At 67.2% G+C, this 15,647-nt stretch carries 12 protein-coding genes; 7 read left to right on the top strand and 5 right to left on the bottom strand.

Annotation, left to right across the window (positions count from 1 at the left end; genetic code table 11):
- Nucleotides 1-72: 72 nt before the first annotated feature.
- From GKZ92_RS05195 to GKZ92_RS05185, 3 genes are read right to left on the bottom strand one after another with little or no spacing between them, the layout of a single operon-like run.
- Entirely contained in the window at nt 73-1,863 is a 1,791-nt protein-coding gene (locus tag GKZ92_RS05195; RefSeq protein WP_155225047.1) for an Hsp70 family protein, read from the bottom strand.
- 55 nt (nt 1,864-1,918) lie between these two features.
- A complete protein-coding gene (locus GKZ92_RS05190) occupies nt 1,919-3,754 on the bottom strand; it encodes a dynamin family protein (protein WP_155225046.1) in 1,836 nt (611 codons plus the stop codon).
- 34 nt (nt 3,755-3,788) lie between these two features.
- On the bottom strand, nt 3,789-5,171 hold the full coding sequence (locus tag GKZ92_RS05185) for a dynamin family protein (protein ID WP_230461901.1): 1,383 nt from the start codon (nt 5,169-5,171) through the stop codon (nt 3,789-3,791).
- A gap of 228 nt (nt 5,172-5,399) precedes the next feature.
- On the opposite strand from GKZ92_RS05185, the gene GKZ92_RS05180 reads away from it, so the two are divergent.
- The 4 genes from GKZ92_RS05180 (at nt 5,400) to GKZ92_RS05165 (ending at nt 7,890) form a co-directional block, all read left to right on the top strand.
- A complete protein-coding gene (locus tag GKZ92_RS05180) occupies nt 5,400-5,771 on the top strand; it encodes a hypothetical protein (RefSeq protein ID WP_006358256.1) in 372 nt (123 codons plus the stop codon).
- 2 nt (nt 5,772-5,773) lie between these two features.
- Nucleotides 5,774-6,328, top strand: coding sequence for an RNA polymerase sigma factor (locus tag GKZ92_RS05175; protein WP_075862948.1), 555 nt, complete (start codon nt 5,774-5,776; stop codon nt 6,326-6,328).
- Nucleotides 6,329-6,558: 230 nt separating this feature from the next.
- Nucleotides 6,559-6,882: a hypothetical protein gene (locus GKZ92_RS05170; RefSeq protein WP_006358254.1), complete on the top strand. Its 324-nt coding sequence runs from the start codon at nt 6,559-6,561 to the stop codon at nt 6,880-6,882.
- 69 nt (nt 6,883-6,951) lie between these two features.
- Nucleotides 6,952-7,890 carry an AlbA family DNA-binding domain-containing protein gene (locus GKZ92_RS05165; protein WP_075862949.1) on the top strand — a complete coding sequence of 313 codons (939 nt, stop codon included), beginning with the start codon at nt 6,952-6,954 and terminating at the stop codon, nt 7,888-7,890.
- A gap of 87 nt (nt 7,891-7,977) precedes the next feature.
- Here the strand turns inward: GKZ92_RS05165 and GKZ92_RS05160 are convergent, their stop codons facing one another.
- Complete coding sequence (locus tag GKZ92_RS05160; RefSeq protein ID WP_075862950.1) at nt 7,978-8,856, bottom strand: endonuclease domain-containing protein; 879 nt, start codon at nt 8,854-8,856, stop codon at nt 7,978-7,980.
- 118 nt (nt 8,857-8,974) lie between these two features.
- Here GKZ92_RS05160 and GKZ92_RS05155 point away from each other — a divergent pair, with 118 nt between their 5' ends.
- From GKZ92_RS05155 to GKZ92_RS05145, 3 genes are read left to right on the top strand one after another with little or no spacing between them, the layout of a single operon-like run.
- A complete protein-coding gene (locus GKZ92_RS05155; RefSeq protein ID WP_155225045.1) occupies nt 8,975-9,346 on the top strand; it encodes a VOC family protein in 372 nt (123 codons plus the stop codon).
- Nucleotides 9,347-9,397: 51 nt separating this feature from the next.
- The gene (gene glsA, locus GKZ92_RS05150; RefSeq protein WP_035753253.1) at nt 9,398-10,621 is read left to right on the top strand and encodes a glutaminase A; all 1,224 of its coding nucleotides are present in this window, start codon (nt 9,398-9,400) and stop codon (nt 10,619-10,621) included.
- Nucleotides 10,621-11,613: an alpha/beta hydrolase gene (locus tag GKZ92_RS05145; protein WP_042375546.1), complete on the top strand. Its 993-nt coding sequence runs from the start codon at nt 10,621-10,623 to the stop codon at nt 11,611-11,613. Before glsA ends, GKZ92_RS05145 begins: the two co-directional genes overlap by 1 nt.
- Before the next feature lie 66 nt (nt 11,614-11,679).
- Here the strand turns inward: GKZ92_RS05145 and GKZ92_RS05140 are convergent, their stop codons facing one another.
- Nucleotides 11,680-15,636 (bottom strand): DNA-directed RNA polymerase subunit beta', encoded by a 3,957-nt coding sequence (locus tag GKZ92_RS05140; protein ID WP_042375435.1) that lies wholly within the window; start codon nt 15,634-15,636, stop codon nt 11,680-11,682.
- Nucleotides 15,637-15,647 lie beyond the last annotated feature (11 nt).

Here is a 15,647-nt window from a genome sequence, read left to right as displayed (position 1 = left end):
CGGCGTCGAACCTGAGTCGAAGGTCATCTCGGCCGGTCCGAAGGTCCCACTGCCGTGGCGGTTCGGTTGCCCTCAGCCGGTGACGAAGATCCAGATCAGGAACACCACCCAGGCGATCGTGCCGAGGATGTTGACGCCGAGGGCGGTCATCAGCAGGGCGTCACGACCGCCCTCCGCCCGGTTGATGCCGATCACGGTGAGCGCCATGCCGACGATCGTGCCGAGGCAGATCGGGAACCCGAGGATGCCGAGGATCAGGCCGGCGAGGGCGTAGGTGTTGATGCCCGGGGACGCCGGAACGGGGTGTGCACCAGCATGTCCCGCAGCCGGCGTGCCGGGTTGTCGCGGCGGGTACGGGGACTGGGGTTGGCGCTGCTGGGGCGGCGGATACATCGGTTGGGGTTGCGCGTACGCCGGCTGGGCGGCGGTGATCCCGGCCGGGGCACGGTGGAGCTGCGACCACTGTTCGGGCCGGAGATCGGCCGCACCGACGGCACCGAAGACGACGCCCGGTTGTGCGACGACCCCGGGACGCAGGTCGAGTCCGTGCAGGGTGCCCGCCACCGGGGCGTCGACCGTGAGCCGGCCCGACGGCGAGTCGAGCGTCGCCAGCGGCTCGCCCGCGCGCACGACCTGACCGTTGCGGGCGAGGACACCGGTGATCACGGTGCCGGGCGGGACGGTCGGGAACGCGATGCGGCGTGCGGAGGCGTCGACCGCGGTCGCCGACATCGGCGGATCGGTAGGCCGCGCCGCGTACTGCTGGGCAGCGGCAGCCCCGTGGACGTCGACGTTGGTCGATCGCAGCAGGCCGCCCTGGGCAACGACGACCTTGGGGTCGCCGATCCGGGCGACGCGACCCACCGACGACAGGGCCGACTGCAGCATCGGGATGGAGCTGGTCCCGCCGGTGACGTAGACGATGACGGGCCCCTTCGGTCCGGTGCCGGCGGCGTCGGCGCGGGCGATGGCGTCGCGGGTCAGTTCGACGGCGCGTTCGACGAACGGCGCGATCATCGACTCGAACTCGCGGCGGGTCAGCAGCAGCGTGTGCCGGGTGCCGGGCAGTTCGATGACGGCCTGCGCGGTGTCGGAGAGGGCTTCCTTGGCGGACCGGACGTGGTCGGCGAGGGCGATGGCGGCGGCCGGTGCGCGAAGGCGGGCCGGAAGTCCGGGGTCGATCTCGGCGGCTTCCTCGAGCACCCATCTCGTCATGCGGGCGTCGAGGTCGCGGCCGCCGAGGTTGTTGTCGCCGCCGGATCCGGTGACGGTGAAGCCGTCGGCTCCGGCGCGGATGAGGACGGCGACGTCGCAGGTGCCGGCACCGAAGTCGAAGACGCACATCCGCTCGTCGCCCGTGACGTCATGTCCACGGTAGACGTAATACCAAGCGGCGGACAGGGATTCGGAAGCGATGCGCAGCCGGTCGGCGGAGATACCGGCGCGCTCGGCGGCGCGTCTGAGCACCCCCTTGCGGCGTTCGCTCCACTTGTCGGGGTGGGTCAGGATGATCGAGTCGAATTCGGGAAGTCCGCTGTGGCGCAGCGCGGTCTGGTGCGCATGCCGCAGGACCGCGCCGATGAGGTCCTCGATCGGCCAGAACCGGTCGCCGAGTTCGATCTCGCCCTCGTCGATCCGCGACTTCGGGGAGTCCTCGTAGGCATCGGGGGCCTGCACGCGACGACGCACGGCGTCGTGCCCGACGACGATCCCGCCGTCGTCGGCGAACACCGCGGACGGCATCGCCGGACCGCCCGAACCCAGGGGCACGATGACCGGTTCGGCCGGCCCCACGCGGTAGGCGGCCGCGGTGTTGCTGGTTCCGAAGTCGATGCAGAGTCGCCGGCGGCTCTCCTGTGTCACCTGACCACCTCCCACCATCCGCCCTGAGGCACATGGTTACACAACTGACCGGCGTTCATCCGGTGGGCGCCCGGAGGACCCGGGCGATCGCTTTGCGGACGTTGTCGACCGCCACGATCCGGGTGCGCAGATCGGCGGCGGTCTTCTCCCGGTCGGCGGCCGACTTCTTGGCCTCGACCGCGGCGTCGTTGATGATCTTCGTCGACTCGGCGAGGAGTCGTTCCAGCAGTTCGTCGTAGGCGATCTGCAGGTCGGCGCTCGCCTCGGACTTGATCGACTGCAGTTGCGACCGCACGTCGGCCTTCATGTCGTTGACCGCCTTGGTCAGCCACTTGCGGTGGTTCTCCTTGCCGACCTTCGACGCCCGGAAGCCGACCACCACCCCGGCCCACACGGGCACGGCCACCACGTTGACCACCGGGATGATGGCCAGCGGTCCGCCGGCGGCGACGATCGACAGGAGCACCGGGTCGACCATGTTCTTCCACGGCGAGATCTTCTCCTGCTCACGCAGCTTGAGGTCGGACACATTGCCGGAGATCCGGTCGACGAGTTCGCCCGAGATGGTGGCGTCGGCGAAGAGGTTGTCCGCGATCCGCTCGATCCCGGCGACGAAGAACGCACTGACCTCGCGGGCGGCGGCCTCGAGGTCGACGGTCATCTGCCCGATCAATTCCTGTCCGGCGCGGTGCGGTTCGTAGAAGCGGAGCTTGTCGATGCGCGTCGACCATTGGCCGAGGAGTTTGTCGAAGCGGTCGCGGATCAGGTCGTCGGTCTGCAACGACGCGGCGGTGATGTCCTGGTTGAGCCGCGCGCGCCACTCGCGTCGTCGATCCTTGAGTCGCTGCAACCGATCCCGTTCGGCCTCGATGTCGGCGCGTTCGGCGGGGGTCGCAGTGGCCGCCTTCATCTCCAGGACCAGGCGTTTGCGGACGTCGTCGAGACCGGCGAAGGTCAGTTGCAGCGCATTGCGTTCCGGCGAGGCCGCACCTTCGGCGACCAGCGGCGTGAGGGCGTCGACGAGTTCGGGGATGCCCGACGCGGCGAGGGCACGTTCGCGGCGTTCGGGATCGGTGATGGCGGCGGCCTGCTCGGCGATGCGGTTGGAGATGCCGATGATCGGGATGTGCGCGAAGCGAGGCGCATTGGCACCGATGAGTTTCCGGTTCTCGGCGACGATCGTCCGCCACTGCCGCATCACCAGATCGGTCTTCGTGACCACCAGGACCACCGAGGCGACCTCCTCGCTGACGCTGCTGAGGAAGGCGAGTTCGGGGGCCGACAGCGGTGCCGTCGCGTCGCACACCATCACGAGCACCGAGGCGCCGCGGGCCGCACTGACCGCGGCTTCGACGTGTTCGGGAACCAACGATCCGACGCCGGGGGTGTCGACGATCGTGACGCCCGGGAGCAACGGCGAGTCGATCCCGACGCGCGCCGAGACCGGCGGCACGAGAACGGAATCGACTGCGGTGCCGGGCGCGAGGCGTTCGGCGGGAACCCCAGCGGCGTAGTGACCGCCGACGGTGATCCAGTCGGCGAGGTCGGCGACCGGGATGCGATGGGTGGCACCAGGGAACTCGATGAGTGCCGAATTGACCGGCAGGTCCTCGGTCGCGGGGGTGAACCGGACGTAGACCGAGGTGGTGATCTCGGTGTCGACCGGAGCCAGTCCGTTCACACCGACGAGGGTGTTGACGAGAGAGCTCTTGCCGCGGCTGACCTCGCCGATCACCACGACGGTGCCCTGCGGTGCGGGCCGGTCCGTCACGCGGAGAGCACGGTCGGCGATGGCGTCCTCGCCGTGCTTGCGCAGCATGTCCACGGCGGCTCGCAGCGTGGCGTCGGGGGTGGGGACCGCGGACTTGGCGGGCGCCTTCTCGAGACTCACTGCCCCGCTCCTCGTTTCACGACTGTTCCCCGGCTCATGTGGTCCACCGCCCACGGCGCACCAGCTGATAGGTCTGTTCGAGAACCAGCAACGCCTCCTTCTCGGCGGATGTCGCGGCGAAGGCCCGTCGCGTGCGGCAGTCGGTGGCCCGTTCCTTCGCGGCGTCGGCGATCTGCGGTGGCGCGGCATTGGGCGGCAGCGACAACAGCAGGCGCACATCGCGACTCGCGACGACGAGGGTCAGCTCGCCGATGAGGTCGCTGTCGGGTTGCCAGCGGGCGAGGGCCTCGAGCGCGGCGACCTCGCGCAACCGGTGCAGCTCGGGAGCGGTCTCGGCCTCCTCGATCGCCTCCAGGAAGGCATCGCGGCGCGTAGCGCGATATGCGGCCTCGCGGAGTTCGGCCAGTGCGGTGCGGGCCTTGAGGATGTCGCCGACCGCGAGGAAGCGTCGTCCGATCGCGAGGCGCAGTTCGTCGATGCCCGAGACTCGGTGCAGCCATTCGCAATACGCGCGCGCACCCTGGCGGGCGACGTCGGCGCCGGCATCCATCGCGTAGGTACCGACCAGTTCTTCGAGTCTGCCCAGCAGGTCGACGTCGAGTCCCGGTGGTGGCGGCGCCGCGCCGTCGAGGATGGTCAGCAACTCCCAGGATTCGAGGAGTCCGCGACGGGAGATCTGTGCGGTCTCCCGTTCGGTGACGCCGCAGACCCCGGCCTCGGCCATGAGTCCCGACACTGCGACCACTGCACCCGCGATCGCCGGGAACCGCCGCCAGACGCGTCGGGCGATCTCCTGCGCCTTGAGCATCGGGTTGTCCGCGGCGATCAGGTCGGCGTGGGAGATGACCAGGATCGTGTTCTGCGCCGACGCCCCGGCGTCGGCGAGGAACTGCACCTCGTCGGACTTGGGACCCGCCGCGTCGTCGAGGAGGAACAGGATGACGTCGGGTCGCGGCAGCCGACCCTCCCCGGAGAAGACGCGGCGGGTGGCGATCTCGGCGGTGTCGGTGAACCCGGACAGCCCGGGGGTGTCGATGACCCGGAATCGCTCGCGGAGCAGGCGGGACGGGGTGTAGACGACGGCGTGGTCGATGTCCTCGGGTCTCCGTCCGAGGTCGCCGCGTATGGTTCCGGGGCTCTCGGTGACGGTGCCGTCGAGGCCGACGACCTCGACGCGCTGCGGGTTGCCCTCGGTGTACAGGGCGGCGACCTTCGTGCACTCGGCGCGCTCGGTGGGTGCGACGCGGTCGCCGACGAGGGCGTTCAGCAGCGTCGACTTGCCGGCGCTGACGCGTCCGACGAGCGCGACGGTGAGCGGGTTCGCCAGTTGCGCGCGCAGGACACCGATCAGCGCGGGATCGGGCGCGAGGGGAGTGACCTCGTCGAGCAACTGCTCCACGCGACCCCGCACGGTCATGTGTTGCTCCACGCCATCGGTCCTCCAGTTCACGGACACTGCCTCGTGACGTTGCGCCGTTTCCGATTCTGCGCCGTGTCGGTGCCGCCGGGAACATTTCCGCGTCGTCGACACTCCAAGTCACGTGACGAGAATTGTCCATTACCGTCGACGCCCTGACAGTCGACCGGATGACGGTATCCGGGCCGACGCCGCGTGCGTCGCAGATCCGAGCAGGAGTCGAACACCATGACCGACAACACCACCAGTTGGGACGACCCGCTCGACGGGGACGACTTCGAGTCCTGGCTACGCGAGAGCGATCCGCCGAGCGAGCTGGCCGTACCGGCCACGACCTGGGATTCTGCGGTGGAGACCGCCTTTGATCCGTCCCACGAACTGACCGAGGACCTGACCGCCGCGCCCGGACCGGGCCCGCTCGACGAGGAATCGTCCGACGGCTCCCCCGATGCCGAACTCGTGGGATTCGACGACGATCTCGGTGGAGACCTGGACGCCACCCTCGACACCCCAGACGCCTTCGGCAGCGACGACGACGCCGGCGACGAGTCATTCGGGGGAACGACTTTCGACGACTCGGCCCTCGGTGACGACTTCTGAGGATGGACACTTCTGAGGTGCATTCGTTGACCGACGAATCCGATCCGGGCGCAGACCTTCTCGAGCATGCGCGCTCCGGCGACCCACAGGCCTTCACCATGCTCGTCGAACAGCACCGGGACCGGTTGTGGGCCATCTGTTTACGCATCACCGGCAACCAGCACGACGCCGAGGATGCCCTCCAGGACGCATTGGTCGCCGCGTGGCGCGCGATCGGAAGCTTCCGGGGCGACGCGCAGGTGTCGACATGGCTGTACCGGATCGGATCGAATGCGGCGCTCGCGCGCATCCGCAAACGATCCGACGCCGACGACATCGACGACCACGACCCGGTGAGCTCGCTCGACGTCGCGCAGCAGGTCGTCGTGTCCGATCGCATCCAGGAGGCGTTGTCGCAGGTCCCGGACGCCTACCGGGCCACTTTCGTGCTGCGGGTCTACGGCGAGCTGAGCTATTCGGAGATCGCCGAGGCGCAGGGTATCGGCCTGCAGACCGTGCGCAGCCGCATCTCGCGGGCACGGTCCGTCCTCGCGGACCTGCTTGCGGATCTGCGATAGCAGTCGTTGCCCTCCGCTAACGAATTACGCTCTGTCCGAGCACGTTTCAGCCACCTGAATTCTGGGTTGACCACCTGGTGCGCGATTACGCTCATCCTCGTGCTCATCGGCGGCCAGGTCATCTCATCGGATGATCGACTCCTCCCAGGGAACAAACACCGCCGAGTTCGTCTCCAAGTAACCAGAGCACGAAAATCCATCACCCACAGCATTCCCTGGAAGGAAACATCATGAGCGAGATCCCCGAAGACGCAGTACTCGTCGACACCGACGGCGACGGCACCATCGACGCCGCCCTGACCGACGTGGACGGCGACGGCGTCACCGACGCCGTCCTCGACACCGACGGCGACGGCCAGGCCGATTCCATCGCCTACGACACCGACTCCGACGGCGAGATCGACGTCATCGAGGCCGACACCGATGGAGACGGCTACACCGACCTCGCGGTCGCCGACACCGATGGCGACGGCACCTTCGACACCGCGGTCGACGACGAGGGCAACGTCGAGGTCGGCGACTTCGGCAGCATCGACGGCGGCGACGCGGTCTGACAGTCCACTCCTCGAAGGAATCCCGGTCGCGCATCGCGGCCGGGATTTCGCCCTTTCTAGACTGTCCGAGTGCGAACCGACCTGAGCAAGTTGGCCGACCCCGATCGCGGAAACATCGGATCCCTGGAGTTCGCCATACCGGTGTGGGCGACCGCGACCGCGCTGGTCCTCGTCCTGATGGTGGCCTGGCTCTTCGGGTCCGTCGCGAAGTGGCTGTTGCGTCGACGGGCACGGCTGAACACGACCACCTGCATGGTGCTCTCGATCGTCGGCACTGCCGTCGGCTTGTTCATCGCCGGCGCCGTCGACCACCGCATGGACATCTGGAGCCCGGTGACCATCGTGCTCGGACTGGTGAGTTCGATCGTCGCGGTCGGCGCCTACGCGTTGATCGCGGCTCGGCTGCAGACCCCGACCGACATCTCGGTCGCCGAGATCCTGGAGTCCGGCGAATCCGAACGGGTCGAGTTCAAGTCGACCGCCCGCATGAACCTGCGCACCAAGCAACGCGATCCCGCACTCGAGGCGGTGATCGTCAAGACGGTGGCCGCATTCCTCAACTCCGACGGCGGGAACCTGCTGATCGGCGTCGACGACGACGGCACTCCCCTGGGTCTCGACGCCGATTTCACGTTGCTCCGCCAGCCCGACGCCGACCGGTTCGAACTGTGGCTGCGGGACCTACTCACCACGATGCTCGGTCAGAGCACCGCCGCCGAGGTGGGCATCTCTTTCGAGAAGATGGCTCGTCCCTCTGGAGACGCCGACTCCGAGGGCCCTGCGGAGGCGCTGGTGTGCCGGGTGGAGTGCACCCCGTCGCCGCGCCCGGTCTATCTGCGCGGCACGAAGAACAACGCCGTGCCCGAGTTCTGGGTGCGCGCAGGCAACTCCAGCCGGCAACTGAACGTCGACCAGGCCGCCGAATACGTCATGTACCGCTGGCCGCTCGGCGTCGGACGCGCGGTGGCGGCCCAGGTCCAGGCCGCCGTGCGGTTCTCGGCCGTCTGACCACCGCCCAGACGCAACGCGCCACTTGGCGGACGAAAACTCGTCCCCCTGAGCCGTATTCAAGGGCAGATTGCCCTCCGACCACGCTCAGGGGGACGGGATTTCACGACGCCTCGGGTCCTCCTCGCGTCTGATGCGATGACGGTCGGGTCGTGTGACGGCTCTGATGTCCTCGAGAACGCTCTCCCAGTCGTAGAGAACGTCGTCATAGGTGACACGCACCGTCATCCAGCGATCGATCAGAGTCATCCGGTCACGACGACGATCGTTCCGAAATGCTTCTGCGCTCGAGTGGTATTGCCGACCATCGCATTCGATCAGCAGCGAACCCACGCGCAAGTCCGCCCGCTCGTGTCCGCCGATGGAGGGCTGGACCGCCACCTTGAACCCAGTGGCGACCAGTCGAACACGCGCGATCGATTCCGTGCCGGACTGAGATCGTGCATCGCAGCGTCCGAACAATTCCATCACTGCCTTCGTCACCCCGCCCATGTCTGCCTGGATGTCGGGGATGGTCAGCTGGGTCTGGTTCAGGATGGAATCGACGGTCGCGACCCAGTCCTCCGGTTCAAGACAGCGCGCCGCGCAACCCAGCGCGATCGGGATCGAATCGACCGCGGACACCACCGGAAGAGGCCGACCATAGCCCTGACACCACCGAAAAGGTCCGGTCGGTCGGGCTCCGGACTTCCGGTGTTTGGGCCGGCGAACGTGGGTCTCCTGGTATCCCGGAGGTACCCAGATCCCCTCGGAACCGTGTGTTCTGTGAAACCGGAGCGCAGAAATGCACGATAACGCGCCACCTGCGGCCACCGCCGAGACCGCTCGGTCGTCGGCGCCCTCCGCACTCACCCAACCGTGCGCGACAGAACTGAGCCGGCCCGCACGGCGGGCTTCGGCCACCTCCGCCCGTGACCAGCCGTTCGCCAGTAGTTCGCTGAGTGGGTAGACGCCGCAATCTGACATATGTCTTGGACGCGCCGCTTCCACTTCCGGTTGCGCGACTTCGGAAAGAGGACCGAAACCGTCCTCGATGCCTGGGACCGTGGTTTCAGAGCACACGACCACGACATCAGGAGGAACCGTGAACTGGACACTCGAAGTCGTCACCCTGCCCGTCAGGGACGTCGATCGCACCAAGGCGTTCTACGAGTCGATCGGGTTCAACCCCGATCACGATCACACCGTGAGTGAGGAGATCCGCTTCGTCCAGATGACGCCTCCCGGGTCGAACTGCTCCATCGCCTTCGGCAAAGGCCTCACCGACAAGGTCCCCGGGTCCACCGGACCGATCATCATCTGCGTCACCGACATCAACGCCGCCCGCGATCAACTGCTGGTCGCCGGCGTCGATCCCGGCGAGGTCGACGTGCAGCCGTGGGGGCACTTCGTGTACTTCGCCGACCCCGACGGCAACCAGTGGTCCGTGCAGTATCTGCCGTATCGCGACAACTGACTGCTGCACCACCGAACGCAGGACCACCGACGGTCGCGGATACGGTGGGATATGCGATCCCCCATCGACGACTATCTCCATCAGGTTCTCCAGGACTGTCGTGACGACGACGCCGGGGACGTCATGTCCGGCAATCGTGAACTCGAACGGGCGGATCCGTCGTCCTTCGGCATCGCGCTGGCCACCGTCGACGGGGCCGTCTACACCGCCGGCGACGCCGACCACGAGTTCGCCATGCAGTCCATCGCCAAGCTGCCCGCCTACGCCCTCGCGTTGCGGGACCGGGGACTCGACGGCGTCCTCGACCGCGTCGACACCGAACCGTCCGGCGATGCCTTCAACGAGATCTCCCTCGAAGCCGAGACCGGCCGCCCCCGCAACGCACTCATCAACGCCGGCGCCATCGCAGTCCACGGCATGGTCGACGGCGACAGCGCCACCGAACGGGTCGACCGCATCGCCGACCTCGTGAGCACCCTCGCCGGGCGCGAACTGTCCATCGACAACGACGTCCACTCCGCCGAACTCGCCTCCGACGATCACAACACCGCCCTCGCCTACCTGCTGCGATCCGCGGGCAAGCTCGAATACGAACCCGACGAGGTCGTCGACGGATACGCCGCACAATGCGCGATCAAGGTCAGCTGCCGCGACCTCGCGATCATGGGGTCGGTCCTCGCCAACGGCGGGCTGTCCACCACCAATGACGACGAAAGCCTCCTCGAAGGCTGGATCACCCGGCACCTGTTGTCGGTGATGGCCACCTGCGGCATGTACGACGGCAGCGGCAGCTGGATGGCCAAGGTCGGAATACCCGCGAAAAGCGGTGTGAGCGGGGCGATCTTGGGAGTTCTCCCCGGTCAGGTCGGAGTCGCGGTGTGGTCGCCACGACTCGACGAGCAGGGCAACAGCGTGCGCGGCGTCGCCGTGTTCGAAAGGCTCTCCCACGACATGGAACTGCACATGATGCACGTCGCGCCGTCAGGCATGCCGGCATTGCGCTCGGTCCACGAAGACAATGGTGCGACGGTCGTCGAACTCCAGGGCGACGTGCGCTTCGCGGGTGCCGAGATCATCGCAAGCCGTGCGTGTGAGGGCTTTTCGACCGACAAGGTGATCATCGACCTCACCCACGTCCGTGTCATGGACGACGCCGCCCGCGGACTGCTGCGCGAGGTCGCCAAGCGCCTGGGTGACGACCACGACACCCACATCGAGGACCCGAACGAACTGATGGACGAAGGCCCCGACGACCAGGACACCGACGAGAAATGATGAACCCGACACGGTTCCGCGTGCCCTGGATCGCAACCCTCGCCGCCATCGTCGTGCTCCTCGGGGTGACACCGGCATCCGTTCCGGCCGCGCCGGCCACGCGTCCCGTGGACGTGTCGTCGTCTGTGGCCACCGAATGCGCGGGCAAACCCGTGCGGGTCGACGCGCGATGGTATTTCCCCGCCGGCCGGCCCACCGCTCTCGTCTGGCTCCAACACGGCTTCTCCCGTAGCGCAGCGAATCTCGACGCCCTGGCGCGCTCCTATGCGAACTCAGGCTTCCTCGTCGTGAGCCCGACACTCGACTCGGTGAACCTCGGCGGGTGCGCCGTCGCGTACAACATCGCCGACAACGCGGCCTTCGCCCGCACCATCGGCGGGGTGTTCGGCTCGGGCCGCGACGCCGACAGCCCGCTCGGTGCCAGTCTCGTCCGGGCACGGGACGCCGCCCACCGGCCCGACGTGACGATGCCGTACCGGATGGTGTTCGCCGGGCATTCGGCCGGCGGCGAGTTCGTGGTGGTCGCGGCCGACGCACTCCGCCGAACGGACCCGGTCGCCTACCGGCGCCTGGCGGGACTCATGCTGTTCGACCCCGTCAACTCCTTCTTCGGCGACCACTTCTCCTCCGCCGCAGCATCTCTCGGTGCCGAGCGGGTCCCGATCCGGGTGATCGCCTCGCAGCCGTCGGTGTCCAACTCCTTCGAGTCCGGGGTGGCCGTCCTCGAGCGGACGACCCGGCAGGAGTTCCTCGGCTCGCGACTGGTCACCGGCATCCACATCGATGCCGAAGGCGAGTCCACCGACCTGATCGGTGAACTGTCCGAACTCGCCGTGCCGCGTCCGCGAAACGGCCGGGTCATCCGCACCCTGGCCACCGGATGGTCGTCGGACATGGTGGCCGGCACCGTGACCCCGACCTACTACCCCGGCGGACGCTACTACGACCTCCTCCTCTCGACCCGCACCGTCACCACCCTCCCCGTGCGCTGAGACACCCCGGACAGCGAAAAGCCCTCGCACTCAACGAGTGCGAGGGCTTTTCAGCTGAAGTACGGCTTACCGGTATTCGTTGGAGAAACCGTAGTCGTCCAGCGGCACCGCAGCGCCGGCCGGAGCACCGAAGGTGCCGTCCGGGCTGTAGTAGGTGTCGTCGTAGGACGGCACCGCGTAGGCCGCGGCACGTGCCTCTTCGGTGGGCTGAACCTGGATGTTGCGGTAACGGTTGATACCGGTACCGGCCGGGATCAGCTTACCGATGATCACGTTCTCCTTCAGACCGATCAGCTTGTCGCTGCGGCTGTTGATCGCCGCGTCGGTCAGGACACGCGTGGTCTCCTGGAACGACGCCGCCGACAGCCACGACTCGGTCGCGAGCGAGGCCTTGGTGATACCCATGAGCACCGGACGTCCGGCTGCGGGCTCGCCACCCTCGGTGACCACCTGACGGTTGGCCGCCTCGAACTCGGCACGCTCGACGAGCGAACCGGGCAGGAACTCGGTCGCACCGTGATCGATGATCGTCACGCGACGCAGCATCTGACGAACGATCGTCTCGATGTGCTTGTCGTGGATCGACACACCCTGGCTGCGGTAGACCTCCTGGACCTCGTTGACCAGGTGGATCTGCACCTGACGGGGACCCATGACACGCAGGACCTCGTGCGGGTTGGCCGAGCCCTCCATGAGCTGCTGGCCGACCTCGACGTGGTCACCGTCGGCGAGGAGCCGCTCGGTTCCGTCGTCGTGCTTGAACACGCGCAGACGCTGACGCTTCGAGATCTTGTCGATGACGACCTCTTCGGAACCGTCGTCCGGGATGATCGTGATCTTGTAGAAGCGGTCGTCGTCCTCGAGGCGAATCCGGCCCGAGACCTCCGCGATCGGCGCGACGCCCTTGGGGACGCGGGCCTCGAAGAGCTCCTGGACACGAGGCAGACCACCGGTGATGTCGTCACCGACGCCACCCTGGTGGAACGTACGCATCGTCAGCTGGGTACCGGGCTCACCGATCGACTGGGCCGCGATGATACCGACGGCCTCACCGATGTCGACGAGCTTGCCGGTGGCCATCGAACGGCCGTAGCAGTGCGCACACACACCGGTGCCGGTGGCACAGGTGAGGACCGACCGGACCTTGACCTGGGCGATGCCGGCCGCGAGGAGAGCCTCGATGGCCGGGTCGCCGAGATCGTGGCCGCGCTCGACGACGACGTTGCCGTCGGCGTCGACCGCGTCGGCGGCCAGGGTGCGTGCGTACGCCGAGGTCTCGACATGCGCGTCGCGGATGATCGAGCCGTCCGGCTGCTTCTCACCCAGCGGCACGTTGATGCCGCGCTCGGTGCCACAGTCGGTCTCGCGAACGATGACGTCCTGCGACACGTCGACCAGACGACGGGTCAGGTAACCCGAGTCGGCGGTACGGAGAGCCGTGTCCGCCAGACCCTTACGGGCACCGTGCGTGTTGATGAAGTACTCGGCGACGGTCAGGCCCTCGCGGAACGAGGACTTGATCGGACGCGGGATGAACTCACCCTTCGGGTTGGTCACCAGACCCTTCATGCCCGACAGGTTACGAACCTGCGTCAGGTTACCGGTGGCACCCGACTTCGGGATCATGATGATCGGGTTGTCTTCGGGGTAGTACTCCTCCATGGCCTTACCGACTTCTTCGGTGGCCTGCTTCCAGATCTCCACCAGTGCGTCGCGACGCTCGTCCGGCGTGAGGGCACCGCGCTGGAACTTGCGCTCCAGGCCGTCGGCGCGCTCCTCGTAACGGTCGAGGATCTCCGCCTTCTGCGGCGGCACGAGCACGTCGGCCATCGACACGGTGACGCCCGAACGGGTGGCCCAGTAGAAGCCGACGTCCTTGAGCTTGTCGACGGTCTGGGCGACCACGATCATCGGGTAGCGCTCGGCGAGATCGTTGATGATCGCGGCCTGACGCTTCTTCGGCATCTGCTCGTCGACGAACGGGTACTCGATCGGCAGCAGCTCGTTGAAGAGCACGCGGCCCAGCGTGGTGATGGTGGTCCACGGCTGACCGAAACGCCATCCTTCGGGGAACAGCTCGGCCTCGACCTCGGCCGGCGGACGCTGACCGGTCAGACGCACCCTGATGCGCGACTGGACGGTGAGCTGACCGCGGTCGACGGCCATGATGGCCTCGGCCGGGCTCGAGTAGACACCGCGTTCGATGTCGTCGGCGGTCGCCGGGGTGTACTCGCCTTCCGCACCCTCCTTGAGGGAGGTCAGGTAGTACAGACCGGTCACCATGTCCAGACGCGGCATGGCGAGCGGGCGGCCCGATGCCGGCGACAGGATGTTGTTCGACGACAGCATCAGGATGCGTGCCTCGGCCTGCGCCTCCGCGGACAGCGGGAGGTGCACGGCCATCTGGTCACCGTCGAAGTCGGCATTGAAGGCCTCACACACGAGCGGGTGCAGCTGGATGGCCTTGCCCTCCACCAGCTGCGGCTCGAAGGCCTGGATGCCGAGGCGGTGCAGCGTGGGTGCACGGTTCAGCAGAACCGGGTGCTCGGAGATGACCTCTTCGAGGACGTCCCACACCGCGGGGCGCTGACGCTCGACCATGCGCTTGGCCGACTTGATGTTCTGGGCCTGGTTCAGGTCGACCAGACGCTTCATCACGAACGGCTTGAACAGCTCGAGAGCCATCAGCTTCGGCAGACCACACTGGTGCAGCTTCAGCTGCGGGCCGACGACGATGACCGAACGGCCCGAGTAGTCGACGCGCTTGCCGAGGAGGTTCTGACGGAAACGACCCTGCTTGCCCTTGAGCAGATCGCTCAGGGACTTCAGCGGGCGGTTGCCCGGGCCGGTGACCGGACGGCCACGACGGCCGTTGTCGAACAGGGCGTCGACCGACTCCTGCAGCATCCGCTTCTCGTTGTTCACGATGATCTCGGGGGCACCGAGGTCGATCAGACGCTTGAGGCGGTTGTTGCGGTTGATGACGCGGCGGTACAGGTCGTTCAGGTCGGAGGTCGCGAAGCGGCCACCGTCGAGCTGAACCATCGGACGCAGCTCCGGCGGGATCACCGGCACGGCGTCGAGGACCATGCCCAGCGGCGAGTTGCCCGACTGCTGGAACGCGGCGACGACCTTCAGGCGCTTGAGAGCACGGAGCTTCTTCTGGCCCTTGCCGCTGCGGATGGTCTCGCGCAGCGACTCGGCCTCGGCGTCGATGTCGAAGGTCTCGAGGAGCTTCTTGATCGCCTCGGCACCCATCGAACCCTGGAAGTACTCGCCGTAGCGCTCTTCGAGCTGGCGGTACAGCTTCTCGTCGATGATGAGGTCGCCCGGGGCGAGCTTGACGAACTTGTCCCAGATCTCCTCGAGACCGTCGAGCTCACGCTGAGCGGAGTCGCGCATACGACGCATCTCGCGCTCGGCACCGTCGCGCACCTTGCGGCGCACGTCGGCCTTGGCACCCTCGGCCTCGAGCTCGGCGAGATCCTGCTCGAGCTTCTGCTGACGCTCGTTCAGGTCGGCGTCGCGCTGATCGGCGACGGCCTTCTTCTCGACCTCCATCTCGGCCTCGAGGGTCGAGAGCTCGTTGTGACGCAGTTCGTCGTCGACGGCGGTGATCACGTAGGCGGCGAAGTAGATGATCTTCTCGAGATCCTTCGGCGCCAGGTCGAGCAGGTAGCCCAGCCGGCTCGGCACACCCTTGAAGTACCAGATGTGCGTGACCGGTGCGGCCAGTTCGATGTGGCCCATGCGCTCACGGCGCACCTTGGCCTTGGTCACCTCGACGCCGCAGCGCTCGCAGATGATGCCCTTGAAGCGGACGCGCTTGTACTTACCGCAGTAGCACTCCCAGTCGCGGGTCGGTCCGAAGATCTTCTCGCAGAACAGGCCGTCCTTCTCGGGCTTGAGCGTGCGGTAGTTGATCGTCTCCGGCTTCTTGACCTCACCGTATGACCAGTTGTGGATGTCGTCGGCCGTGGCCAGGCCGATCTTCAGTTCGTCGAAAAAGTTGACGTCGAGCACTTGTTACCTTT

Origin of the sequence: Gordonia sp. 135, from assembly GCF_009720185.1 — a bacterium.
Lineage (GTDB): Bacteria > Actinomycetota > Actinomycetes > Mycobacteriales > Mycobacteriaceae > Gordonia > Gordonia alkanivorans.
The sequence above is the reverse complement of the archived record's forward strand: the minus strand, read 5'-3'. Positions and strand labels throughout refer to the sequence as shown.

Excerpts from the sequence above, each read along its gene's own strand:
- GKZ92_RS05185 (WP_230461901.1), bottom strand. The coding sequence starts at position 5,171 with ATGACCGTGCGGGGTCGCGTGGAGCAGTTGCTCGACGAGGTCACTCCC.
- GKZ92_RS05180 (WP_006358256.1), top strand. The coding sequence starts at position 5,400 with ATGACCGACAACACCACCAGTTGGGACGACCCGCTCGACGGGGACGAC.
- GKZ92_RS05175 (WP_075862948.1), top strand. The coding sequence starts at position 5,774 with ATGGACACTTCTGAGGTGCATTCGTTGACCGACGAATCCGATCCGGGC.
- GKZ92_RS05170 (WP_006358254.1), top strand. The coding sequence starts at position 6,559 with ATGAGCGAGATCCCCGAAGACGCAGTACTCGTCGACACCGACGGCGAC.
- GKZ92_RS05160 (WP_075862950.1), bottom strand. The coding sequence starts at position 8,856 with ATGTCAGATTGCGGCGTCTACCCACTCAGCGAACTACTGGCGAACGGC.
- glsA (WP_035753253.1), top strand. The coding sequence starts at position 9,398 with ATGCGATCCCCCATCGACGACTATCTCCATCAGGTTCTCCAGGACTGT.
- GKZ92_RS05145 (WP_042375546.1), top strand. The coding sequence starts at position 10,621 with ATGAACCCGACACGGTTCCGCGTGCCCTGGATCGCAACCCTCGCCGCC.